Genomic DNA, 23,970 nt, shown 5'->3' on the forward strand with positions numbered 1-23,970 from the left:
ACCCCACTTTGCAGGGCAAATTCCGTAAAATGAGCTGTTGGTCACGCCGTGCAGCAGTTGCCATACACACAAAATCAAGTGGTCAAAATGACCTCTTGATTTTCAGAACCTAATTTGGGAGGTATTGAATGAAAGAAACGCCAAACACAGCAAAGGAACACAAGGAAATTCCGGCAGGAACGTTCAACATGAGGATAGGCGGCACCACCTATGTTGTCTGCGTTCATTTCAGCAAGGAGAGCAAGGACACGCTGGAAGATAAGGTGAAACGCCTGATGCGTGAAGATGTAAGAGCCGCTAATTTCTAACGTGAAAATTATCTGTAATATCTCCGTTTTCTATCTTGACAAAACTGTTCCGAAAGGGACCTTGCTGCCGGAGATCGGCACTTTCCTGGAACGGAAGAAATACCGTATCAAGTGCCTCAACCTGATAAACTTCCGAAAATCCATGAAATACAACCCTATTGCCTACATCCGGTCAGAGAAAGATATCTTAAAGCTGGTGAACGCCCTGATTATGAACACGAAGGGCGAAGGCGAAAAATCTTCGGAAGATTTCTGGGTCAAAGCGGAACGCCTCTATTATTCCGCACTGATTGGCTACATCTGGTACGAGGCCACGGAGGAAGAAAAGAACTTCATCACACTTCTGGACCTTATCAATGCCAGTGAAGCCAGAGAAGATGACGAAACCTTTGAAAATCCCGTGGATATCGCGTTCAAGGAGCTGGAAAAGGACAAGCCCAACCACTTCGCGGTGCGGCAATATAAAAAGTACAAATTAGCCGCCGGCAAAACCTTAAAATCCATTCTCATTTCCTGCGGTGCCCGGCTTGCTCCCTTCGATATCAAGGAGCTGCGGGACCTGATGGAGTATGACGAACTGGAACTGGATACCCTGGGCGACCAAAAGACGGCATTGTTTGTGATCCTGTCGGATACGGACAGCACTTTCAATTTCGTGGCCGCCCTCATGTATAGTCAGCTTTTCAATCTGCTCTGCGACAAGGCGGATGACTTCTACGGCGGGCGGCTGCCCGTCCATGTCCGTCTGATCCTGGACGAGTTTGCCAACATCGGCCAGATACCGAACTTCGATAAGCTGATTGCCACCATCCGAAGCCGTGAGATATCGGCTTCTATTATTTTGCAGTCGCAGAGCCAGCTAAAAACCATCTACAAGGACGCGGCAGATACCATACCTAAGTAATTATCAATCCTGCTTTTATCAATGGTACGAATCTGTTCCAGCTGAACAACGGACGCTTCTTTGAATGCAGGATTGTCGTAAATAACAAAGTGCGTCGGCATATTCGCTTTCTTATGGATTCTGGTGGTGACCGTTGCCACAATCAATGTGGGAGCGTGTTTATTACCGGTATCGTTCTGAATGACGATAACCGGACGGATGCCGCCTTGTTCCGACCCAACTACCGGGTCCAGATTGGCGCAATAAATATCACCACGGCAATATACCCAATTTTCTTTCATCATGTGCCATGACCTCCTTTCGTTGGGTATGTAATAACTGACTGCCCGAAAGGAATCAGGCAGTCAGTCCAAAAGTCTATGTGTCCCATATTTGCCACGCACCCCTGGGAAAGAGGGCTTACGCCCTCAGGGAATCACCGAACGACTGATTGCGAATCAGTTCCATAGGAATCTAACCTCTGCCGGGTTCTCCGCCAGCTCCGTAGAGAAGTAGCTTTAATCCTGTTGCTTTCATGGCCGTATTGGGAGCAACCCAATATTTACAAGCCAGTATTGATCGCTGGCATCGGGAGAGAGACAACTACTTAATTTATAGAAGAAAGTCGTTCTGTTTCTCTGTCCGATACGTCACGGCGTACCGCTGATGTGGCTGATGCTCTCGCACCGGCAACAGGAACGTATTCGATGACTGTGTATTCAGTTTTCAAGGATCAAGCAGCCGATTTTCTTTGGCTGTATCTAAATTGTACCTGTTCCTCATGCAAGTTTTTATTGCCTCGTAGGTATAGTTTCGAGGTTATTCACGACCTAAAAATATGTAATCAAGGGTTGTATCAAAGCGCACAACCAATTCGATTGCCAAATCAATAGAGATACCTCTGTTGCCGTTTTCAATCCGTGCAATGGTGTTTGCGGCAACACCTAACTGCTCCGCAAGCTGTTCTTGTGTAAGCCCATGTTTTCTTCTCAATGCTTTAATTCTTTTTCCGCTTTCAACCAAGTCGTAATACATTTTCGTTCCTCCGTGTTTTTGAATTTTTGAAGTTGCAAAATCAAAAACAGAGGGAGGAGATCGTGCCCGATTCTCAATGCCCTTTGCCATCTGCCCGTCCTCCTTGCAGGCATAAAAAAAGAGCCGGAGTAAATTACTCCAAGCTCTCGTTCATGCCTTTGTGTTAAAATGAAGGAAGATAGGCAGGTATAAAAAAGCCCCGTACCCATTACAGGCACGAGGCGTAACTCTCTCTATTCAATTTTATGCCGCTATCTCCCAGCATAGCCATTTTAACACTGGACAAGTCGGACTTTCAGTAGGGAAACCGTCGTATTTTCATCGGATTTTAGTCGGACTAAAATCCTGTCTTAGCACTCACAATAACACAAGGCTTCTTCCTCCCTGGCACTTTCCAGGAAATCTTTCAATTTAGGAATGGCTGTTCCCCAAAGTGACATACCAAATAACAGTATCGCTTCCTTCTTTCGATCATAGTAGGTGCTGCGTTCCATATTCAGAACCTCCAGCATTTCTGATTCCTTGTACTTGAAGCGATTGAGATATGCTTTTGAGATAATCTCGCAGTACAGAGCGCCTTTATCTGGATATTCTCTGATTTTCAACATAGCCATATCTACCAGTTCAATGATCCACTTTGTCTCGAATAAGCTACGAATGCGTTCTTCAAATCGTTCTCTCGCTTCATCCGGAGCAAAGTTCTCCAGATAAATCAACGCACCATCTAAACTATCACCGTAAGTACAAATAAGGGTATCACATACATCATTTGCACGATCAATGGTAGACCAGCACACCTCTCGATATATGGATAAAATCAGCTTTGCTCTTTCGTACAGAACCTTCTCGTCAATGTTCTGCATCCGGCAAAGCATTCGAATATTGCTTAATACCTGTGTATTATATCTGCTCATTCAGAATCTCCTTTCAGCCTAATCCATAAAATAAGAATTCCTTTCTAACTCCTGTCACTTGGCTAAAGGGAAACAAATACCATGGGACAAGAATGACTATAACTTCCGATATATGATTAAAAAACAGAAGTAAAAACCGGAAGTTCTTGACTTTATAAAAGTTCCGACATATAATTAAGCGGAATTAAAACTTCTGTTGTGATTCTCATTATAACATCTTTCAGAAGTTTGTCAACAAATAATCGGAAGTTACGAATAAATATTTTTTGAAAGGAAGGACACTACCATGACATTTGGAGAAAAAATTAAAGAAGCTCGTTTGGCTATGAACCTATCTCAAACGGAGCTTGCCCAGATGACCGGCATCTCCGAAAGATCCCTTTACACTTATGAGCAACTCGGAACGCTCCCCAGAAAAAGCAACATCAGAAAGCTTGCTGAAGCGCTGCATATCTCTGTGTCCTATCTTTTGGATGAATCTGAAACAGACAGCCAGAGCCATATAGATCAGGATATGTTTATTTTAGAGGCAAAGGAAAACTTCGGTTCAAAGGGAGCAAAAGAAGCTCAGGAAGTGCTGGGTCGTGTAAATTCTCTGTTTGCCGGTGGAGAATTGGACGAGGACGCAAAAGATGTATTCTTCCAGGCGATTATGTCAGTCTATATGGACTCTAAGAAAACAGCACGGGAAAAGTACACTCCGAAGAAATACAGAAAGCATAAAGATAAAGAGTAAAATCCTCAAGCACAGAATCTGTTTTCTGTGTGCGATTCGGAGGTGAAGCAAATGAAAACGGCAGAGCATATCATTGAAACTGTCGATAAGCTTGTGCGAAAATATCACACCAGAGACCCTTACGAGTTGTGTCAGCTGTTAGGTATCAAAATCCATTATTACGATTTACAGAAGAAATTGAAGGGCTTCTTCTATTACCAGTCCAGACAGAAGAATATCGTGATAGATCACAATGTGAACGGTATCCTTGAATGTATCTTAGTCGCACATGAATTAGGACACGCTGTCCTGCATACGAAAATCGCCATGATGCACGGCTTTCAAGAAATGGAAGTGTTTGATGATAGATCAATCGAAGAAAACGAAGCAAACTTCTTTGCGGCAGAGCTTCTGTTAGAAGATGAGGAAGTTCTGGAATGCCTTTCGGAACACACATTTTTTGAAACTGCTAAAATGCTCTATGTACCGGCAGCATTATTAGACTACGAATTCAGCCTGCTCCATGAAAAAGGGGTGCTGGTAAATCCGATGTATATTCGTAAAGCAGATTTCCTAAAGAGAGACCTCCACGCCTACGATAACGACATTGATTATGGCGATATATGAATATCAGTTCTTTATTTCCTTACAGAAAAAGTCCACCAGTACGATGCGCAGTATTTCTAAAAACTTTTGAAAAAAGCGGCGATTGATATTTAACCAAATCGCCTCCGACACTCTATCGGCTATATTTTACTTAAAATGAACAACTATTAGGAGAGATTGAGACAAGTATAAAACAACTATCTTTTGACACTGTGCATTTCTTAATAATTAGACTGTAAAAGTTCACCTGCTTCAAGGTTGTAATTGTGAACATAAAGACAAAGGCTGGTAGGGTTTATCTGCCAGCCCACAATTATGATTCACACGCAGCATTACTGCGTTTCACGATCAGCAGATGTTCTTAATGTAATAGCATACACGGTTTCTGCTGTTCCATTAGTTATGCTGCCGTCGTAATATTAGTAGACGCAAAAATTCCCCCTTATAGAGTTTGATAGCTTGTTTCATCAGTTCCATACGACGCACTTTTCCTGGAGCTTAACAAGCCTCTTTGCCGAGCTTATCAAACTGAGCGAAGTCCGTTATGATTTTCAAATTAGGGTTCAGACGATACCCGGCCTGTGTACTGACAATCAAGTCTTCATCCGAGATCAACTGAAATGTGCGGCGAAACCGATATACTAATCCCCTGAGATTGCTGCAAATTTTTTCGCTGTTACGCTCATCATCAGGCCACAGGCTATCTGCGATTTTCATGGGCTGATGTAATGTTTTCTTGCTCAGAAGCAGGTACACCAAGAGCTTACAGAGCTTTGGGGACTTTATTTGTTCCTCGTAAATGACACCTCTGGATGTGTAAATTTCTATCGAGCCAAACAATTTAATAACAATTTCATTGGGGTTTTGAATATGTTTGGGAGCGACCATCATTTTTCTGCTAATTGCATTTCCAAGATGGTGCTTCCAATCACATAGGATACCATTTTCAAAAAGCTGGTTTGATTAACAAACTTTTTAGCGTTCCGAACCACTAAAAAGCCCGTAGGTTTCGGTGCAATTGGAACTGCAATAAAGGAGTCGATCATCAATCGCTTGTATAGGTCATACTCAACTGGATAGACTTTTTTGAAAGGGGTCGCTATGATGACGGGAAAGTGCTGTACCTTCTTCGGGCACCGTCAGTGTCCTGTTTCCGTACGACCAGCCTTGAAACGCTGTCTGGAGGACTTGATTGTTCATTATGATATCACGATGTTCTATGTCGGTAATCAAGGGGCATTTGATAGCATAGTTCGCTCTGTCCTGCGGGAGCTTGCGGAGCAATATGCAAACATCACCTATGCTGTTGTATTGGCATATTTACCACCGGAGCGGAAGGACGATCTGGCCCGCTTTGAAGACTACTCGGATACTATGTACCCAGAGGGAATAGAAACCGTACCCAAACGTTTTGCCATCGACTGGCGGAATCATTGGCTACTCAAGCAGGCTGATTATGTGGTGGCATACATCACGCACTCCTGGGGCGGCGCAGCTCAATATGCAGAGCTGGCGGCCAAAAAGAGGAAAATTGTCATAAACCTTACAGAGTAGGTGAAAAAAGTGTGAAAGGATGCATCGGAGTATATCACTTGCCGGTGCACCCTTTTTACTATGTGAAAAGGACAACTTCACATTGCTTCACATCTGAATAGAATAGAAATCAGATGGCAACTCTAAATCCACTGATAAAAACTATAGATATGCAAAGAAATTCTTCGCACATCAACAATAATTTGTTGAAATTTATAAAATTGTGGCGTATAATATAAAATATTAGTAGCCATACATTGTTATGAGGTATAAAGGAGGAGCGGTATGCCTATTAACCATGAAGTAGTATATGGTGGTTTACTTGAAAAGAATGCCCCCCCGCCTGATACACTAAAGTCAGTCATAAGAATCCAAGGTGATTTTCAAGGGCAAAAGTGCGCCTTTGGGATTTCGGACGAAGTATTAAGTAAACATATTTTACTTGTTGGTGGAACGGGGAGTGGTAAAACGAACTTGTTTTACCACATAGTAAAACAGCTCAAAGCCAAAATGACAGCAGATGATGTCATTTTGGCTTTGACAGCAAAGGTGACTTCCATAAAAAGTTCTTTTCAAAAGGCGATATCCTTATAGGAAATTCTGCTCAATATCGCAAGCAATCAGAGAAATGGAACATATATGAAGAAATAGTTGCTGAGGGCAAGGATTATGTTTCTGTTTCACAAAACGTCCAAGAAATCTGCAAGTCTCTTTTTGCTAAACTCGTAGAAAAAAATAGTAGCAACCCATTTTTTCCGATTGCCGCTCAAGATTTGGTGGCCTCAATAATTATAGCTTTGGTTCGAAATGGCGTCGTTCCGAACAACCGAGATATTAAAGACTATATCGACTCTTCTTCTCCTGATGATTTGAGAGAGCTTTTGGGGCAACACCGAGATCTGGCTTCGGTTGCTTCATATATTGGAAGTAAGTCCGGCTCCCAAGCACAAGGAGTCTTATCCGAGATGTACTCTGTTGTCCGGGATGTATTCACCGGCGTATTCGCTGAAGATGGTGATTTTTCTATGCGTAAGTTTATTCGTCAAAAGAATGGACGAACCGCATTTATTGAGTACGATCTTGCAATAGGCGATGTTCTCTCTCCTATTTACACCTTGCTCTTTGATCTTGCATTAAAAGAGGCACTTGGTCGTACCGCAACGCAAGGCAATGTGTACTTAATTGCAGATGAATTAAAACTATTGCCTAATCTGCGACACTTGGAAGATGGCATCAATTTTGGCCGTGGCCTTGGCGTAAAAATACTTGCTGGTTTACAAAGCATTGACCAATTAAATGCAAATTACGAAAATGAGACCAAGGCCCGAAATGCGGTGTCGGGTTTTTCTTCTGTATTTGCCTTCCAACAGAACGACTACAACACCAGAGAATATATTAGTCAGCTCATGGGGCGAAACATGATTTTAGAAACCTTTGCAGAAGCAAATGGCAATATTCATTATGAAAAACGAGAAGGATTTACAGTAGAGGACTGGGATTTAACATCGTTGTCCGTAGGTGAAGCAGTAGTAAAGATGCCATCAACTGCTCCCTTCCGTTTCAAGTTTGAGCTATTCAAATAATTATGAAGATGCTTTATTGGCTAGGAGGATAGCTTATGAGCTTGTTTGGAAATATGTTTCGAGGTGCCTCGTCCGCCTCGCTTTGGACGGGTAACATGATATATACAGCATTGTTGGCATCCCATTTGGACTGCAGTTTTTCAAATTTGCAAAGATAGCCCTGTTGCCGTTTGGATCTCACATCGACAGCAGCAGATTTAAGTCACTGTAATACTTATTGGGTATACGATTAGTAAATTCTAATGAAAAAACAAACGCTTGGAGGTCATAATTATTATGAAAAAGATAGTTGCAATTTTGTTGGCTGTAGTCTTTGTGTTGGGGTCTTTTGCAGGCTGCGCATCTAACGATAACGTGGAAAGTGGAAAAACCATTACCGTTACCGATATGGCTGGTAATACTGTCGAGCTGCCGACAAATATCGATAAAATAGCTTGTCAGTCCTCGACTTGCGAGGCAGCAATCATTACTTTGGGCAAAGGTGCTCTTTTGATTGGCACTACCGACTATACTGATGAAACTACATTTGCTTATCAGCTCTATCCTGAACTCTCCACGGTAAGAAAATGTGAAGATGATCTTTCTGTTGAAGAAATGCTTGAAGCCAATGTGGATGTTGTTTTTGTCAAGGACACTAATAAAATTGAAAAATATCAAAATGCAGGTATGAAAGTTGTATGTCTCGACTTTGATACTGTCGAAGGTACAAAGAAATCCATTGAGCTTCTTGGAACAATCCTGGATGTGACCGAGCGTTCCAACAAATGCTTGGCATACATTGAAAAATGCGAAACTCTTATTGCAGAAAGACTTAACGATGGTGAGACCAAGTCCTTTACAGCGTATTATTCTCGTGCTAAGTATGAGGATAGCAATCTTCTCACTACATACGCAGCAGGTCATATCTACTCTGAATGGATTGCTACTAGCGGTGGTTCCGTTATCACAAAAGATATGGATCTTCACGAAACAAAGGGCGGCGTACATATTAACGGTGAAGAGTTAGTTAACGCAAATCCGGATATCATTTTTGTTGGTGGTTATTACAGAAACTCCGTATATGAGGAAGCTATGTCTGGAGAATACCGTGATACTCTTACTGCCATCAAGGACAACAGAGTATATGTGATTCCCACTAGCGTTTCTGACTGGAGCGTTGGCACTTGTGAAATCGGCTTGGTTACTTTGTGGTGCGCTACAGTTGTTTATCCCGAACTGTTCAGTGATATCGACATGGCAAAAGAAATCATCACATTCTATAAGGATGTGGCAGATGTGACTGTATCCAGAGAACTTGCTGAAGCTATTCTGACCAGCAACGAAAGCAAATAATACTATCAGCAAAGTGCTGGTAATAGGAGGGATAACTTATGGTGCGTTCAACTTCCTGTAAAACGCTTCACATTGAATATACGGATGGCTGCAACAGCAGGTGTAGAATGTGTGATTATTGGAAGATTCAAACCCCAAAAACAATTGACAATGCTTTGCTGTATAAAAATATTGTTATGCTTATTCCCCAGGGACTAAAAACTGTGTATTTTTCTGGGGGAGAATGTCTGGTCGTAGCCGACCAGCTTCTTCCCCTAGTTGAAAAATTACACAAAGAATATCCATCCCTTAAGTTAAAGCTGAATACTAACGGAATATTGCTAAAAAAATATGCTGAACAAATCGGAAATATTTTTTCTACGGTCATTATATCTTTGGATACTGTTGATCCTAAAATATATAGACAGATTAGAGGAATTGACGGGCTGAAAACAATTATGCAAGGCATTCAACTATTACATAGGCAATCTCCCTCAGTAGCAATTAATCTCCGATGCCTCGTCCTCCCAGAGAATATTGATGATTTGAAGGCAATTATAGACTTTGCAATAGAAAATGAGTTGACCAAAATCAGCTTTATTCCAGAAGATACGAGTAGTACTACGTCGTTTGGACGAAACGATGAGTTTTGCCATAATTCGCATATATCCGATGCTGACTATAAGCATCTATGTTGCATCGTTGATGAAATTAAATGTGAGTATTCTGCTCAAATGGGAAATCTTCTGTCAAGGAATGGTGCAGATTTTGACTATATTCTAAAGGTTTATTCAGGGACTGAGGGTATTACGCTTCCCTGCGATAAGGCGAAATGTTCTTGCGTAATTGGCGCAGATCTTCGGGTAAGCCCATGCTTTTTCGTTCCAGGGGAACAGTATTTGTCTTCGGGAAAAAGTGTGCAGGATATTCTTTGTAGCGATGCCCACCAAAAAGTAATCACCCAAATATACTCTACAGAAAATAGCCCTTGTGCACAGTGTGTTTGTCCAAAAATATTGTCCTAAATCATTGAACCGGTAAGGAGTATGTACCTTGAGAAAAAAACGAATCATTCTATTTTGCGGGTTAATCTTTTTGATTGGGGTGGCATTATTTGCGCTCTGCGCCGGTCGCTACAACCTTTCTGTTGGGAAAGTATTTTCTTCCCTTATTGGGCAAGGAGATAGCTCTCAAAGCTTGGTTGTAATGAATTTGCGATTGCCGAGGATCCTTTGCGCCATTTTAATTGGTGCCGCATTAGCAAGCTCCGGTGCTGCATATCAAGGTATGTTCCAAAACCCGCTTATTTCTCCAGATATTCTAGGGGTTTCATCTGGAGCTTGTGTCGGTGCAATAGTCGCCATTCTATTGGGACTAAGTGCATCTACCCAAATGTTTTTTGCTTTTATATCCGGAATTGCCAGCGTTTCTTTGGCTGTTTTATTATCAATCATAACCAAGAAGAACCGCCATGTTGTGCTAGTGTTTTCAGGTGTTATCATCGGTCGGTTTATGAGTTCTGTTGTTGGTTTTTTAATTTTTTTTGCAGACGATGAATCTCAGTTGGGCGCTATTTTGGAATGGTAAATGGGAAGTCTTGCCAAAGTCTCAATGAACGATGTGCTTTTCTTCGGCCCCTTTCTTGTAGTATGTATTGTGGTTCTTTACTTGCTGCGATGGCGTATTAATCTTCTGTCTGTTGGTGACGCAGAAGCAAAGGCGTTAGGCGTTGATTTGGAGAAGGAACGCCTTTTGATTATCTTGGTCGCCACGTTAGCAACTGCAATATCTGTGTGTATTGCAGGCACAATTGCATGGATCGGCTTAATAATTCCTCACATTTGCCGATGGATAATCAAAGACGATAACAGATATAGTATGCCATTAAATATTATAGTTGGAGCAATTGCGTTGCTGTTATCAGATACGATAGCACGCACAATACTACCGTATGAACTTCCCCTAGAGGTCATTACAGGGCTTGTCGGTGCTCCTATTTTTGCAATTATTATGGTGAGAAGATGGAAAGAGTAGAAAATTCTGCTGCGGCACTGTCCGTTGGAAAACTATCGTTTTCCTATAAAACTAAAAAAACTGTTTTGAAGAATATCAGTTTCACTGTTCCACTGGGCGATGTTTTAACAATTCTTGGGCCTAACGGATCGGGAAAAACAACCCTGTTAAACTGTATTCTAAGAAACATATCTGGATACTCTGGAGAAATTCAAGTGCTTGGGAAATTACTCCAGAATTATACTACAAAGGAATACGCTGCAGCCGTCGCTTATGTTCCTCAACTATCACAGCTTAATTTTGATTATACTGTGGAGGAATTCACATTGATGGGGTGTAATCCACACAAATCTTTCCTCGCACAGCCAACTGAAGAAGACTATGCCTTGGTAGCACAAAGCTTGAGGCAACTAGGAATATATGAATTGAAGGATTCTCTAATGGGCGAAATTAGCGGTGGTGAACGACAACTTGTTTACATCGCCAGAGCTATTACTCAACAGCCCAAATTAATCATCATGGACGAACCGACTTCGGCTCTTGATTATAGTAACCAATATAAGGTCATACAGATGCTCAAGTCGTTAAACCAAAATGGATATTCAATCATTTTGACAAGCCACAATCCAGAATACGCATACATGTTGGGAGGACATGTGGCAATGCTTTATAAAGGTGAAAAATTTTTGCATGGCAAAGTAAGCGAACTAATGACAGAAGAGAATCTTACAGAAATGTACGGTACAGAGATCAAAGTCCGCTATCTGCCAGAGTTTGATACTAATATCTGTATTCGTACAGATTGATAATAGGAGGATTATTCTGTGAATGTAATCGACTTTATTCCACATTTGGAAATTCAAGTAGCAGAGCACTGTAACTTAAATTGCGCTTCCTGTACTCACTTTTCTCCTCTTGCAAAGGAATCCTACATAGCAAAAGAAGATTTTTCGTCTCAGCTAAAAAGAGCAAATCTAATATTTAATGGACATTGTAAATCTCTTAAAATTATGGGTGGAGAACCGCTACTCCATCCGGAAATTGCGGAGCTTCAGTGCCTCGCCCGTAAAGCAATGCCCGAAATAAAAATAACGCTTCAAACTAATGGTATTCTTCTTACCGGTATGTCCGAAGAGTTTTGGAACTCCTGCAGAAATAATGATATTTTTGTTCGTGTAACAAGATATCCTATAAAGCTCAATGAGGATGAGATCAAACGCTTGGCACAACAGTACAATGTTAATTTGAAATTTCATCCTGAAGAAACAATCAAGTCTTTCAATCTCTACCCCTTGAGTATTGACGGACAAGGTGACTCTGAGAACAACCTGGCTAACTGCAAAATGAAGCTTCGTTATGTACTTATTAAAAACGGAAGGCTTTTCCCATGCCCCATCGCTGGAAACGCCGAACACTTTAACATAACTTTCAATCAACAATTGGGATGTTGCGAGCAAGACAGCATTTCCTTGGATGATGTACATTCTTTTGAAGATTATGCTCACTTTGCCACTCGGCCTCTCGCATTTTGTAAACATTGCCTTCCCAACCAATATCGTCGAGATATTGGCTGGACACACTCGAAGAAAGCTATTTCTGAATGGACATGAGAATATGGATGATATCATCAATGCGGTCAAAAAACAAATCTCAAGTAAAACCGTAAAAATTGTAAGTTTTGACTTATTTGACACCTTGGTATGCAGACCTGTCCTGCATACCAAGGATATGTTACGTCTTTTTGCTAGACGCATCAAACTAGATTATCATATTGATATTGAGCATGAACGCCTCAATGCACCGACTATCCTAGACAATCCTTTTCTGTCTTTATCTGAAATTTGGGAGTATGTTGTCAAAAAGAAGGGACTTTCAAGTTATTTGGCGAAGGAATTTGCTAAAAAAGAATTCGAATTTGATCTTGCCTATATTACACAAAAATCAGTCGGGAAAATATTATTTGAATACACAAAAAGCATCAGAAAGCCGATTATTGTCATCAGTGATATGTACTACTCAGCTTCTCAGTTGCTAAAAATTCTTGAGAAGTGCGGATATACCAAGATTTCAACTATCTTAGTTTCGTGTGAGCAAAAAGCCGTGAAGCGAACAGGAGCCCTTTTTCAAGTAATGCTTAACCAGACACCATCGGTACCAAATAGTTATTACCTACATATTGGAGATAGCATAAAGAATGATTACTCGCCGGCAATTTTGCTTGGGATGAAAGCTGTCCATATTCCAAGCAATCGGGACTTGATAATTAACCAATACGGGGGAAAGGAAACACTCTCCCTATTCGGTAATTCTCTGTATGAAAGTTTCATTTACGGAACAGCTATCAACTTCCTATGTTCTGGTACTCACATTGCGTTTTCTTTGGAATTTTTTGCACATATGCTCCTATATCCAATGTTATTGCACATAGGACTATTTCTCTTAAACAACAAGGATATTCAGCAAAACTCAACATATCAATCCATTTATTTTGCCTCACGGGACGGCTTCCTCATGAAGCAAGCCTATGACCAATTAAAACAATTTTTCCCTGTTTCACTTCCATCTGAGTATCTGCTTACCTCCAGAGCTGCATGTAATATTTTGCAGGAAAGTGATTGTTGGGGGCGATTGGATGCCACCTATCTTCCGGAAGAAGGGACTCTTTCCGATTACATCAACATCACTGTTGTTGATAAAGCCTTAAAACAACAGATTCAATCAGAACTATCACCCCTGCATCTTAAACAATTGATAAAAGGGCAACGCCAGATATGCGAACAAATTCTATGCAATTATTCTGCCTCGCTGCAAGCAGATTTCACGGCTAAAAAGGAGGCCACAGAAAAGTACTATTATTCTAAAATTGAAACTTCGGAGAGAATGTTACTGGTAGATTGTGGTTTCAACGGGACAATTGCTGCTATGTTAACAGAGGGATTTCAAGGGACTTGCAAATTCGACAAGGTATATTTATGGGATAACAAGCGGAATAACAGAAAGGACTTATCGTTGGGAACACGAACGTTTGCTGTTTTTAGCAAGAAAAAGGGACACTGCCTTGCTCCAATGGTTGAGACCTTTTTTTCTGAATGTGGTGGAAGCTGCATTGGATTTACGGAAGGTTCCAATAAGAAAATTGTCCCACTTTTTGAATCTGAATGGTACCCTCAGTCTATGTTTGCCGACATCTCTCTTGTTCAAAATGTTGCGCTTAGAGATGTGAATGAGGTTTGTAGGACATTTTCAGATCTCATCTCACTTTTGGAATTATCCCCGTTAGATAGTATTATGGATCTTATGCAATTGTATTTTGCAGATTACAATAATGCATCTACCATTTTCAAAAATATAAGATTTAAGGAAACTTACTCTCATCTTATATCTAAGGAATCATTAGCTTCTATGATGATTCGTAAAAATAGGACATAGCAGCGCCGATAACCGTCGCACAGAAAGGAGACTGTAATATGATTAGAGTTCTTCATTCGGTCAGCTATATGCACCGTGCCGGTGTTGAAACTTTTTTAATGAACTACTATCGCCATATCGACCGTACTGTTGTTCAGTTTGATTTTCTATGCAACAAAAAACTCTCTGGCGACTATGACGAAGAGATTCAGAGGCTAGGTGGACGCATCTTTTATCGCCCTGGATCTGACCTTTTGTGTGAGCAAGACTATGTGTCTTTTTGGGAAGATTTCCTAAAAGTCCATCCAGAGATTTCAATTATCCATACTCATAATGGGGCTAAACAATATTATCCTCTGCAGGGAGCTATGAAAGCAGGATTCCCAATCAGAATAGCTCACGCTCATAGCACAGGATTTGTTCCAGACGATAAGCACGAGCATCGCTTGGCTCTTATAAAACTCCTACCTCAGACAGCAACACACTATTTTGGCTGTAGTGATATGGCTGGCAGATTTTTCTTCGGGGACGACTGCTGGGGGGAAAAAGGTACTTTGATTCGAAATGCAATTCCTTCTGCTGCTTTTGTATGGAATCCCTCAATTCGGCGGCACATGCGAGCAAAACTTAATATTGAAGGATGTTTTGTAATAGGCCATGTTGGGCGATTTCAGGAACAAAAAAATCATTTGCGATTACTAGAAATTTTCAAGGAAGTACATGATAAAAAGCGCAATGCGAAGTTACTTCTCATTGGAAACGGGAAACTTTTGCCAACAATTATAAATAGAGTCGGCGAACTAGGAATATCTGATGCGGTTCTTTTAGTTGGAGAGCAAGCCAATATGCCTTATTGGTATCAGGCAATGGATGTGTTTGTAATGCCGTCGTTGTTTGAAGGACTTACCCTTTCGGGTGTTGAAGCGCAAGCTGCTGGCCTACCGTGTGTGTTCTCAGATGCTGTATCTCGTGAAACCCAAATGACTGACCCTGTACAGTTCATCTCATTAGAGGACTCAAATGCACATTGGGCCGAAACAATTCTCAAATATGTAACATACCCACGGATAGATACTAGTGCCCTTATAGAGAAGGCTGGCTATAATATTTTTATTGAAGCCAAGCGACTTCAAACAATATATTTGAATTTATTATCCCAAAACGATAAGGAAAACTGAATCATGGAAAATAAGACACCTTACTTGAAAATTCATCACAAGTTAGAATGCTCATTTATTAATTTTTTTGAAAGCAAAGGGTATCAAAGGCTCGCTCCAGTGCCAATTTCTTCCCATGTAGATCGTTCCGTTTATTTGATCAATTCGGCAACAAACTTATTTAAACCATATTTTTCTTCAAATCACTGCGTATTTGCTATTCAGCACTGTATGCGCACTCAAACGCTTTCTGACTACTACAATGAGGAACGAGAATCTCAGTACCCAACAACATTTGATTCATACGGAGCTTTCGTTCCTGCAAGTCTGCTTTGCAAAATACTCAAAGATACCATTGAATTATTCTCATCAATTGGTTTTGAATTTTTAAAAATGCGAATGCGTATTTCTTGCAATGATATTACTTTACTGTCAGCGGTCTCTCAAAGTCTCCCCTCAATACGTGTGGAGTTGGATGAAAGATCAGAAAAGTATGACCACAAGTATGGTAACGGCATTACTGGAAGAGCAATCAAATTGGATTACTATCAAGAGTGGCAGAAAAAGCATAAAAATTTATGTTATTTTATCTTAATTTATCTAGGAAGTTCTCCTGTTGGAGTAGAGTTGGCCACATCAGATCAGTTAATCATAATGCGCTTTCAAAACAAAAAGTATGGAATCTCTGTTTCAAAGATTGCAGACATATTACCCATGTCTGCTTTTGGAGAGCGAAGGTTCGCTGATAGTGTGGTTGGCGCAGCACACCTTCTTTACGAAGGGCTAAAACCTAATTCATCTACAACTAACGGACGAACATTAAAAAAATATATAGCGGCACTTCAGTATTTTAGCAAACTTTTAGGGCATTCAGAAAATGAAGTGATCTCTATAGTGTTGAAATATATTACGATGGAATATGGAGAGGTTCCTGAATATAAAAAATTGTACATTTCGGAGCTTTTAGCAAAATGGATTGCAGTGTATCGTGCTAAGTGAAAGGAGACATACTTGGCAAGCAGTGTAAACCTGTACAGGTTCACTCATTTTCTCGATTTTCCCTTCGGTACAATCTTCGCAAATTTGCTTGTTGGGGAAGCATCCCCAATCCCCTTTGATCATCATCTGCCGATGATGACTACACGATTTTCAATCGTTTCCAAAAAGAACAGTAGAATAAAATTTTCCCATGGTTGAAAGCGCCGAAGTCGAAAAGCAAAAAAGCAGCCACGATCGCACCTTTTGGGGGAGTGCAGACCGTGGCTATTTGCTTTAACGGAAGTTCTTCTTTTCTTCCTTCTCTTGTTCTTTTTCCTGCTCTTTCTGTCGGTCGATATTCAGAATCGTTTCAACCGTCCGCTTGGCAATCAGCAATTCTTCTTTCTCTTTTCTGATCTGACGATACTCAGCGTAGTCTTGCTTTTTCTGGACTGCCAGCTGATGAAACTCCTCATACAACGATTGCATGGAGGGGAGCTTTGTAATCTGCAATTCATCAAAGGCTTGCTTCGCCGCTTTATGAATTGTGATTTCCTGACGGTGTTCCTCAAAGAACTTTTTACTATATCCAGACTTGCGGTACTCGATATAGATTTGCCTTGTGTTGCGATAATTTTTGATGTGCTGCTGCAACGCCTGAACCTCAACCATTCGCTTCTCTGCGGCCTTGATAGAATCAGAAAGCGCATCGAACTGGGCAGACAGCTTTTCAATATGAGCAGTCAAATCATCGTAGTTGCCCAGACCTTTTTCTTTCAGAAGAATGACGGTACGGGCAGCTTCTTTTCGGTTGAACTTCTTCGCCCACTTTTCATAACCGACCGTCTTACCCTCGGCCATCTTTGCCTGAATATCAATCAGCATCTGGAACTGCTTCGGGGCAGGAGCCTTGGCAGAGCTGCCTTTTGATTTGTGCAGGTTCTTACCGGAGATAACTGCTTGAATTTCCTCTTTGCTATATCTTTCGCCCAGGGAACGCAGCCGAATGAAACGCTTCTGATTCTCGCCCTTGAATTCAGGCTGCTTTCCATCCTTGAACTCAAATCCCTTGTCAGCCAGAGCCTGAACAAAGCCATCAAAGCTCTTTGGTTTCTGCTTCAGCACCGCATCAATCGCATCACATAATTCGTCACGCTGGGTACGCTTCTTGGGATAAACGGTTCTTTTCTGACGCTCCCGATACGGCTTCGGTGTAATAATGGACAGCCCATGTTCCAAGCAAACCATATCGCTGAGTCTTTGCATCGCCAGACCGGAAAGAAAGAAGTTTTTGAATTTCCGTGTGGCATCCAGCGAGGTGGAATTATAAATGATATGGTTGTGAATGTGGGATTTGTCGATGTGGGTCGCAACGATGAAAGCGTGTTTTCCCTTTGTCCATCGCATCGCTGTTTCATAGCCGACTTGGTTCGCTTCTTCTGGGGTGATTTCTCCCGGCTTAAAGGACTGGCGTATCTGGTATGCGATGATATTGTTCTTCTGCTGTCTGCCGGTAATATGCTGATACTGCCGTTTGGAAAGCAGAAATTCCTCGTCTGCTGTCTTTGGATCACACTCATAGGAACTGATAAATTCGCCATCATTGGTTTTTGCGGCATTTTGTGAGTAGTCGGTTCTGTCTGCCAAACATTGAGCGACCGTCTTTCCTTTATTCACATGGAGCGCAATCAATCTTGTTGCTGCCATTCCCATCACTTCCTTCCCAAAAAGAAAAAGCCACCCGAAGGTGACTTTCCTCTAATAATTTCTCACGACCTGATAAATGCTCCCAGACTTTCTACTATATTCTCGGCTTTCATAACAGCCCAGACGAGCAGGAACACCGCTGCTATTGTCGCAATTCCAAGAACCACAAGAATAAGCAAGGACTGCCACAAAGCCTTTACAATGCAGTAAATCGCAGAGCCGCCAATAACCAAAAGCAGTATGCCAATCACATAGGACACAACATTTGTAAGCAGATTCCCAAGAATACAAATCACTTTTACAACGAACAGCACCGGCAGTGCTAATATCTTCAATACCAGCTTCATAGGATCAACCCCTCCTAACTATATTGTACAAGGGTATCTGCTGTAACGCAACGATGTCAACCATTGGGCATGACTCTATACCAAGAAGAATGGGCACAAGGACTATAGTTGTCCGTCTGATAAGGGCGAACCTTGGGACGAACGAATTTAGTCTGAATGAAGTGTTCTACAACCACTTCCAACGGCTGACCATCCTTTTCATACATTGCCAGAAAGAACAACGGCAACATGACGATCATCATGGACAGTGCTGCAAGGCTCACATTTCCGGTTGCTTTGACCAGAAAGAAAATCGGCACTCCGATGAGCGCCGCCGCACCAAAGCAAAGTAACTGCCTTTTCGTCAGATTAAAGAACACTTTTGTTTTTACCCTCGTCAGGTCACGAGGTACGGGAATATACGCTGCCAACCAATTTCCTCCTTCCCTTAGTGAGCGCTGAATACACCCTTCGCAAGCGAACCGGTTTTAAACAGGGTGAAGCACAAAAGGACGGTGTAGCCCATAACACCCCAGATAGAACCGATGATGTCATCACTGAATGCGATAGACTGAATCAGCACCGCATAAATGCCTACGCAGATCATAATCAAGAATCCCTGGAATCCGATTGCAAACAGTGAACGCAGATAATTCTGTCCGATATTGCTCTGCCCTCTGTTCCCAAAAGTGGAGAGAGGAATCGGGGCATCGCCACCTACGGCTTTCTGCAAATCCTCCAGCTCACAGCCGATCTGCACAGCCTGCGGATACATGAACGGCTTTACCAGCAACACATTCATGGTATCTGCCTGTTCTTTCTGAACCTCCCGTTCCTCGGTCGTGCCGAACGCAACACCGGTGAAGTTTTCGGAGTCCAGAATGTACTCCGAATTGTAATAAGCGGCTCTAACCTGTTCCTCTGCCGCATCGTGAGATTCTGCTTGCACCGTAACCGTTTTCTCCAAGGTTTCGGTAATCTTCACATCGTATTCTTTCAAGTTTCGATACCTCCGTTTCTTTGGAAATAAGAAAAGCGACCATCCATGTACCTGTTACAGTTCATAAATAGTCGCATCCGCATCGGCTAAAAGCTCGAACAAGCAAATATCGTCCAGTTCGCAAATCAGGGAACCCATGTCGAAAAAAATATTGTCCTCGCATTCCACCGTAGTAACTACGCTGCGGTGTTCGTTAAGACAAATGGCTTCTTCCTTGTCCATCGTAATCGTGGACATACAGGACACCACATAGAAGGTCATATCTTCTGCTAACCACAGCTCCTTGCTCTGAATCGTGCGAACTTTTTCATTGCCGCTCGTATCTTCTACACAGGACAGAAGCCTCACGGCTCTACTGTTCAGAAGTACCGTTCCCTGATAGTCGATTCCATCGCCAGCAGAGGACAATACTCGGTACTCGCAAACCATCTCGGCATTTTTCTGGAACGACCTTGCCAGAAGCGTAGGAGAAATATCATCGAACTCCTCACTGTAATTTACGAGCATATCTACCATATAATCAGGATCGCAAAGGTCGTAGAGTTCTTCCAAAGCACCCTGAATGTTTTTGGGTGTAAACATTTTTTCACCTTACCTTTCCATAGATTTTTCTCTTTTTTTCTGCCACTGTTCCAAAAGCTGAATGATTTTATCCTCCATCTGCTTGTTGGTATAGGACTTCGGGAAGTATTTTCGCAACGAATCCGTTTTGAAGGTTACTCTGTCCAGCTCTCCCTTCTTGATCTCATTCATAATCTCGCACATCGCATCCAGCGTACACTCGCCCTCCTGTGCGAGCTTTTTAATTCGCTGTGCTTGCGAAAGGGAAGGAGCTGCTTGAGCATAATCCATTGCAGAAAGAAAATCCTTCTGTTCTTCACTTGCCAGATAGGAAAGCTCCACCGCAGGATTGAATTTGATCTGACCCGTATCCACCATATCCAGCAGTTCCGGAATCAGTTCGGTCAGACGGATATAGCGGCGAATGGTATCTTTACTTACACCCGCATCCTCTCCAACTTTCTCCACGGATAACTTCTGTGCAACTTGCGTAGAAGTTAAATCTGTCCGTTCACCCTGATGTTTAATCGCATCCAACTTCATCTTGTAGGCAAATGCTCTTTCGCTCGGCAGGATACTCTCTCTCTGCAAATTCGCATCGACCATCAGAATAATGGCTGCATCATCGTCCAAGTCACGAACAATCGCAGGCATGGTTTCCTTACCCGCAAGCTCCGATGCCCGGTGCCGCCTGTGACCAGAAACGATTTCATAACCACCATCGGGGTCAGGACGAACAATCGCAGGGGTGAGAACTCCGAAATCTCGGACGCTCTCCGCAGTTTTCATCATTTCTTCATCATCAACCACACGGAAGGGGTGTCCCTCGAAAGGGTGTAATTCAGAAAGCGGAATTTCCTGCACTCGCTCCTGCTGAGATTCGGCTCTGGATTGATCGGTGGAGAAAATATCATCGTACCCCTTCAAGCTGATGTTTGCGCCTTTTCTCTGCATTGTTTAACACCTCCTTCGTCAAAACTCGGTAAGCATCCGCCACTTTTCCTTTTGGATCATGCTGAAAAATACTGTGTCCTTCGGCACTGATTTCTTCTGCACGAACAGATCGGGGAATGTCTGTCTTGTAAACCTTCAGCTTTCCGCCGTAGCTCTCCCGAATCAGATTGCTGATGTCTTTGGAGTAGTTGGTACGGCTGTCCACCATCGTCAGAAGAATCCCTTCAATCCTCAGTTTCGGGTTGATTTGCCTCTTGACCTTGTTGATGGTTCCAAGCAGCTGTTCCAGACCCTTTGCAGGAAGGTATGCTGCCTGAACCGGTATCAGCACATTGTCGGCAGCTGCCAACGCATTGACGGTCAGCATACCCAAAGACGGCATACAGTCAAGAAGAATGTAATCATAATTCTGTTTGACTGTATCCAGGTATTGCCGGAGAATGGTTTCCCGGCTCATGGCATTGACCAGTGCTACCTCCATACCTGAGAGTTCGATGTTGGACGGCACCAAATCAACGCCCTCCGGATGATGAAGAATCCCTTCATCGGGAGTAATAGGGTTTTCCATCATAATCTTTCCCATCAGATCGGAAAGTGTCGGAGACAGATCATCCGGGCAGGGATTGCCCAAACTGACCGTCAGGGAAGCCTGGGGATCGGTGTCTACCAGAAGCACCTTTTTTCCTTCAAGAGCCAAGCCAACGCCCAGATTCTCGGTGGTGGTGGTCTTTCCAGTGCCTCCTTTCTGATTGACCACCGCAATGATGGTTGCTTTTTTCGACATTTTTCGTCACTCTCCTTCCTCTCGCTTCATTTTCAATTTCTTAAATCCTCCTTCCAAATATCCGTGTGACATATCGTGCCGAACAAGAGCATCGTAGTAGGTGTCTATTGTCGTCGGCGCATTGTATATCGTAGTCAGCATATACTGACGGATATTTCTAATCTTTGTAGTGTTCTCTTTGAAGCAGTCCATAACATATCGAATGTGTTCGACATTCAGTTTCATAAACCGACTGCGGACAATTTCTGCCGGACGTTCCTCTGCACCAATGCGAATCAATGGTCGCTTCGTGCAAACTGTTTCAACGATCAACTCCAGAATGTTATCCAGCATTTCGGAATCGTAAGGGTAATCCTTCTTCAACAAATCAATACTGAGCTGATCCGAGAAATAATCAAAGTATTCTTGATACCGGTCATTCTCGTCCATCATTCCACCATTTCCGGAAGGAAAGATAGAATCAGTATCACTAAATTCAGTATTTTTAATATCAGTATTATTACCTTGTGATTTCGGAAGTTCTTGAGTTGTGATTTCCATTGTTCCAGAATTGTGATTTTCACAATTCAAGAGTTGTGAATCCACAGCAGAGATAAAGTTCTTCACATAGATCAGGTTGGGCTTTCCCAAACCCTGGCGCTTACGTTCAATCAATCCTGCTTTCTTCTCAAGTTCACTGAGCAGCTTGATAGCCTTTTGTTCAGCACAGTTCAGAGCCATCTTCGCTTCGTCGATTGTAAAAATGATATACACTCGACCGTTTTTATCTATCCAACCATTCTTGGCAGACAGGCTCATGCGGTCAAGCAAAATGCCATACAGCATCTTGGCATCGGCAGAAATATTCCAGAACCTCTCGTTCGTGAACAACACCTTCGGAACTCGATAGAATGTGAATAGATCGGATTGCTGACCGTAAAAATAATCAAAACTCACACGGCTTCACCACCTTCTTTCTGCGGAAAACTTTCTGTTGTCAGCGGAATGCTGCGGAAAGTCGTATCCGTCTTTTCGTAAGGACATCGGGCAAAAAAGCAGAAGCGGTATTCCTGTTCATACACATCCATATCAACGAAGCCTCACTTCACGCATAACCTTCTTCGTACACCAGCCAATGCACGGGTGATCTCGCCCATAGGGACAGCCATCACATTCCGACTTGGGTTTCGGTGGCAAAGAGATTAAGTAGTAGCAATTATTTCTACCCAGACGGCAACCCTTTCTGCCATTCGTCCAGAAGTAGCAGTAATGACAGTCGCTCGGCTTGTCTGCGGTATAAACAGGCTTGCTCAAATGAAACACCTCCAATCTCTTGTATTTGCCCATGGTTTTGGGCATAAAAAAAGAGCGCCTATCCATCCCCGATGCGGGGCAAATAGACGCTCTATGTATATAACGATATTCGATTTTATCTGCTATAACTGCATGGTACTCAAAACATCCGCCTTTTTTGATTAGCTGGATTTTTGGCACGATTTTGGGGCTGATTAGCAGGAAGGGCATTTTCATTAGCAAGAACAGCCCGTTTTCTGCTAAAAATTAGCTGGCGATTTTGTCTTATAACAACCGTTCGATTCTGGAGGGGTTGTCAAAAATCAAATTTTGGAGTAGAATTTTATCTCATACAGTGAAAGAGCTTTTTCGTGCCTTTTCATATAAGAAAAGCCGAAAACCCTTGAAAACAAAGGCTTTCGGCGTTGTTCACTGGCGTCCATAAGAGGATTTGAACCTCCGACCCCACGCTTAGGAGGCGTGTGCTCTATCCAGCTGAGCTATATGGACGTGTCTGATATATGATTATAGCCCGACCAAAGTCGAACTGCAATCCCTTATTTAGTTTTTTTGAGGTGACCGTTGTAACGCAACCTTAGGAGGCGTGTGCTCTATCCAGCTGAGCTACTGAGACATTTTTAAGATTTATGCAATTTTCACTGCTCGAAGGAATCGAACCATCTGCCGCTTAGGAGGCGATCGCTCTATACAGCTAAGCTACTGGAGTATATACGCTCATTTTACTATGCACAGGGCGGATTGTCAACGTGAAATACACTTTTTTGACCCGGAGCGCAGAAATGTAGGTTTGTCAAACATATTGGACAGCGAACTCATTAGGTGAAAGCCAGCGGAGGGGTCTCATGGGCAAGTTGTTGGCGCGGCGGTTATGGACGGCAAGCTGCTTGGCAAAGTCGTTGAG

General features: G+C 42.4%; 26 protein-coding genes, 1 tRNA gene and 4 pseudogenes. 16 read left to right on the forward strand and 15 right to left on the reverse strand.

What is annotated here, in order from left to right:
* The first annotated feature begins 128 nt into the window (after positions 1-128).
* Both LKD37_RS04380 and LKD37_RS04385 read left to right on the forward strand, forming a co-directional pair.
* Entirely contained in the window at positions 129-308 is a 180-nt protein-coding gene (locus tag LKD37_RS04380) for a transposon-encoded TnpW family protein (RefSeq protein WP_302928076.1), read from the forward strand.
* A 43-nt stretch (positions 309-351) separates the two neighbouring features.
* Positions 352-1,203: pseudogene (locus LKD37_RS04385) on the forward strand (VirD4-like conjugal transfer protein, CD1115 family); the annotation flags it as partial.
* Here LKD37_RS04385 and LKD37_RS04390 read toward each other — a convergent pair.
* From LKD37_RS04390 to LKD37_RS04400, 3 genes are all read right to left on the reverse strand, one after another.
* A complete protein-coding gene (locus LKD37_RS04390) occupies positions 1,179-1,496 on the reverse strand; it encodes a type II toxin-antitoxin system PemK/MazF family toxin (RefSeq protein ID WP_302928077.1) in 318 nt (105 codons plus the stop codon). The pseudogene LKD37_RS04385 and the gene LKD37_RS04390 sit on opposite strands and share 25 nt — an antisense overlap.
* A 514-nt stretch (positions 1,497-2,010) precedes the next feature.
* Entirely contained in the window at positions 2,011-2,316 is a 306-nt protein-coding gene (locus LKD37_RS04395; RefSeq protein WP_302928078.1) for a helix-turn-helix transcriptional regulator, read from the reverse strand.
* A gap of 260 nt (positions 2,317-2,576) precedes the next feature.
* Complete coding sequence (locus tag LKD37_RS04400; RefSeq protein ID WP_302928079.1) at positions 2,577-3,140, reverse strand: hypothetical protein; 564 nt, start codon at positions 3,138-3,140, stop codon at positions 2,577-2,579.
* A 286-nt stretch (positions 3,141-3,426) separates the two neighbouring features.
* Between LKD37_RS04400 and LKD37_RS04405 the strand changes: the two genes are divergently transcribed.
* Positions 3,427-3,876, forward strand: a complete 450-nt coding sequence (locus tag LKD37_RS04405) for a helix-turn-helix domain-containing protein (RefSeq protein ID WP_002304411.1) — start codon at positions 3,427-3,429, stop codon at positions 3,874-3,876.
* A gap of 51 nt (positions 3,877-3,927) precedes the next feature.
* Positions 3,928-4,482 (forward strand): ImmA/IrrE family metallo-endopeptidase, encoded by a 555-nt coding sequence (locus LKD37_RS04410; RefSeq protein ID WP_302928081.1) that lies wholly within the window; start codon positions 3,928-3,930, stop codon positions 4,480-4,482.
* A gap of 477 nt (positions 4,483-4,959) precedes the next feature.
* On the opposite strand, the gene LKD37_RS04415 is transcribed toward LKD37_RS04410, so the two are convergent.
* Positions 4,960-5,178, reverse strand: coding sequence for an AfsR/SARP family transcriptional regulator (locus LKD37_RS04415; protein WP_302928082.1), 219 nt, complete (start codon positions 5,176-5,178; stop codon positions 4,960-4,962).
* 450 nt (positions 5,179-5,628) lie between these two features.
* On the opposite strand from LKD37_RS04415, the gene LKD37_RS04420 reads away from it, so the two are divergent.
* The 12 genes and pseudogenes from LKD37_RS04420 (at position 5,629) to LKD37_RS04475 (ending at position 16,465) form a co-directional block, all read left to right on the forward strand.
* Complete coding sequence (locus tag LKD37_RS04420) at positions 5,629-6,015, forward strand: hypothetical protein (protein WP_302928083.1); 387 nt, start codon at positions 5,629-5,631, stop codon at positions 6,013-6,015.
* Between the two features lie 264 nt (positions 6,016-6,279).
* Complete coding sequence (locus tag LKD37_RS04425) at positions 6,280-6,588, forward strand: helicase HerA domain-containing protein (protein WP_302928084.1); 309 nt, start codon at positions 6,280-6,282, stop codon at positions 6,586-6,588.
* The gene (locus LKD37_RS04430; RefSeq protein WP_302928097.1) at positions 6,585-7,577 is read left to right on the forward strand and encodes a type IV secretory system conjugative DNA transfer family protein; all 993 of its coding nucleotides are present in this window, start codon (positions 6,585-6,587) and stop codon (positions 7,575-7,577) included. The genes LKD37_RS04425 and LKD37_RS04430 overlap by 4 nt, the downstream gene beginning before the upstream one ends.
* A 109-nt stretch (positions 7,578-7,686) precedes the next feature.
* A complete protein-coding gene (locus LKD37_RS04435) occupies positions 7,687-7,788 on the forward strand; it encodes a YccF domain-containing protein (protein ID WP_302928098.1) in 102 nt (33 codons plus the stop codon).
* A 65-nt stretch (positions 7,789-7,853) separates the two neighbouring features.
* Complete coding sequence (locus tag LKD37_RS04440) at positions 7,854-8,909, forward strand: ABC transporter substrate-binding protein (RefSeq protein WP_302928085.1); 1,056 nt, start codon at positions 7,854-7,856, stop codon at positions 8,907-8,909.
* Positions 8,910-8,947: 38 nt separating this feature from the next.
* Positions 8,948-9,913, forward strand: a complete 966-nt coding sequence (locus tag LKD37_RS04445) for a radical SAM protein (protein ID WP_302928086.1) — start codon at positions 8,948-8,950, stop codon at positions 9,911-9,913.
* Positions 9,914-9,992: 79 nt separating this feature from the next.
* Positions 9,993-10,922 (forward strand): annotated as a pseudogene (locus LKD37_RS04450) (FecCD family ABC transporter permease).
* Positions 10,910-11,707, forward strand: a complete 798-nt coding sequence (locus LKD37_RS04455) for an ABC transporter ATP-binding protein (protein WP_302928087.1) — start codon at positions 10,910-10,912, stop codon at positions 11,705-11,707. The pseudogene LKD37_RS04450 and the gene LKD37_RS04455 overlap by 13 nt, the downstream one beginning before the upstream one ends.
* Before the next feature lie 18 nt (positions 11,708-11,725).
* Entirely contained in the window at positions 11,726-12,511 is a 786-nt protein-coding gene (locus LKD37_RS04460; protein WP_302928088.1) for a radical SAM protein, read from the forward strand.
* Between the two features lie 4 nt (positions 12,512-12,515).
* Positions 12,516-14,330, forward strand: a complete 1,815-nt coding sequence (locus tag LKD37_RS04465; protein ID WP_302928089.1) for a hypothetical protein — start codon at positions 12,516-12,518, stop codon at positions 14,328-14,330.
* A 38-nt stretch (positions 14,331-14,368) separates the two neighbouring features.
* Positions 14,369-15,487: a glycosyltransferase family 1 protein gene (locus LKD37_RS04470; RefSeq protein ID WP_302928090.1), complete on the forward strand. Its 1,119-nt coding sequence runs from the start codon at positions 14,369-14,371 to the stop codon at positions 15,485-15,487.
* Between the two features lie 3 nt (positions 15,488-15,490).
* Entirely contained in the window at positions 15,491-16,465 is a 975-nt protein-coding gene (locus LKD37_RS04475; RefSeq protein WP_302928091.1) for a class-II aminoacyl-tRNA synthetase family protein, read from the forward strand.
* Between the two features lie 273 nt (positions 16,466-16,738).
* On the opposite strand, the gene LKD37_RS04480 is transcribed toward LKD37_RS04475, so the two are convergent.
* The 11 genes and pseudogenes from LKD37_RS04480 to LKD37_RS04530 form a co-directional block, all read right to left on the reverse strand.
* A complete protein-coding gene (locus tag LKD37_RS04480) occupies positions 16,739-18,151 on the reverse strand; it encodes a relaxase/mobilization nuclease domain-containing protein (RefSeq protein WP_302928092.1) in 1,413 nt (470 codons plus the stop codon).
* Between the two features lie 62 nt (positions 18,152-18,213).
* Complete coding sequence (locus tag LKD37_RS04485; protein ID WP_302928093.1) at positions 18,214-18,498, reverse strand: hypothetical protein; 285 nt, start codon at positions 18,496-18,498, stop codon at positions 18,214-18,216.
* 56 nt (positions 18,499-18,554) lie between these two features.
* Positions 18,555-18,908 carry a PrgI family protein gene (locus LKD37_RS04490; RefSeq protein ID WP_349048780.1) on the reverse strand — a complete coding sequence of 118 codons (354 nt, stop codon included), beginning with the start codon at positions 18,906-18,908 and terminating at the stop codon, positions 18,555-18,557.
* A 17-nt stretch (positions 18,909-18,925) separates the two neighbouring features.
* A pseudogene (locus LKD37_RS04495) lies at positions 18,926-19,186 on the reverse strand (VirB6/TrbL-like conjugal transfer protein, CD1112 family); the annotation flags it as partial.
* Between the two features lie 162 nt (positions 19,187-19,348).
* Positions 19,349-19,462, reverse strand: a pseudogene (locus LKD37_RS17715) (DpnD/PcfM family protein); the annotation flags it as partial.
* Positions 19,463-19,531: 69 nt separating this feature from the next.
* Complete coding sequence (locus LKD37_RS04505; RefSeq protein ID WP_302928094.1) at positions 19,532-20,059, reverse strand: hypothetical protein; 528 nt, start codon at positions 20,057-20,059, stop codon at positions 19,532-19,534.
* 9 nt (positions 20,060-20,068) lie between these two features.
* Complete coding sequence (locus tag LKD37_RS04510) at positions 20,069-20,992, reverse strand: ParB/RepB/Spo0J family partition protein (RefSeq protein WP_302928095.1); 924 nt, start codon at positions 20,990-20,992, stop codon at positions 20,069-20,071.
* Positions 20,949-21,776, reverse strand: a complete 828-nt coding sequence (locus LKD37_RS04515) for a ParA family protein (protein WP_302928096.1) — start codon at positions 21,774-21,776, stop codon at positions 20,949-20,951. The genes LKD37_RS04510 and LKD37_RS04515 overlap by 44 nt, the downstream gene beginning before the upstream one ends.
* A 6-nt stretch (positions 21,777-21,782) precedes the next feature.
* Positions 21,783-22,712: a DUF6017 domain-containing protein gene (locus tag LKD37_RS04520; protein ID WP_117930254.1), complete on the reverse strand. Its 930-nt coding sequence runs from the start codon at positions 22,710-22,712 to the stop codon at positions 21,783-21,785.
* Positions 22,709-22,843 carry a hypothetical protein gene (locus tag LKD37_RS04525; protein WP_279210345.1) on the reverse strand — a complete coding sequence of 45 codons (135 nt, stop codon included), beginning with the start codon at positions 22,841-22,843 and terminating at the stop codon, positions 22,709-22,711. Before LKD37_RS04525 ends, LKD37_RS04520 begins: the two co-directional genes overlap by 4 nt.
* Positions 22,844-23,481: 638 nt before the next feature.
* A tRNA-Arg gene (locus LKD37_RS04530) sits at positions 23,482-23,558 on the reverse strand.
* Positions 23,559-23,970 lie beyond the last annotated feature (412 nt).

The sequence above is a fragment of the Brotocaccenecus cirricatena genome (assembly GCF_020687045.1).
Classification (GTDB): Bacteria; Bacillota; Clostridia; order Oscillospirales; family Oscillospiraceae; genus Vescimonas; species Vescimonas cirricatena.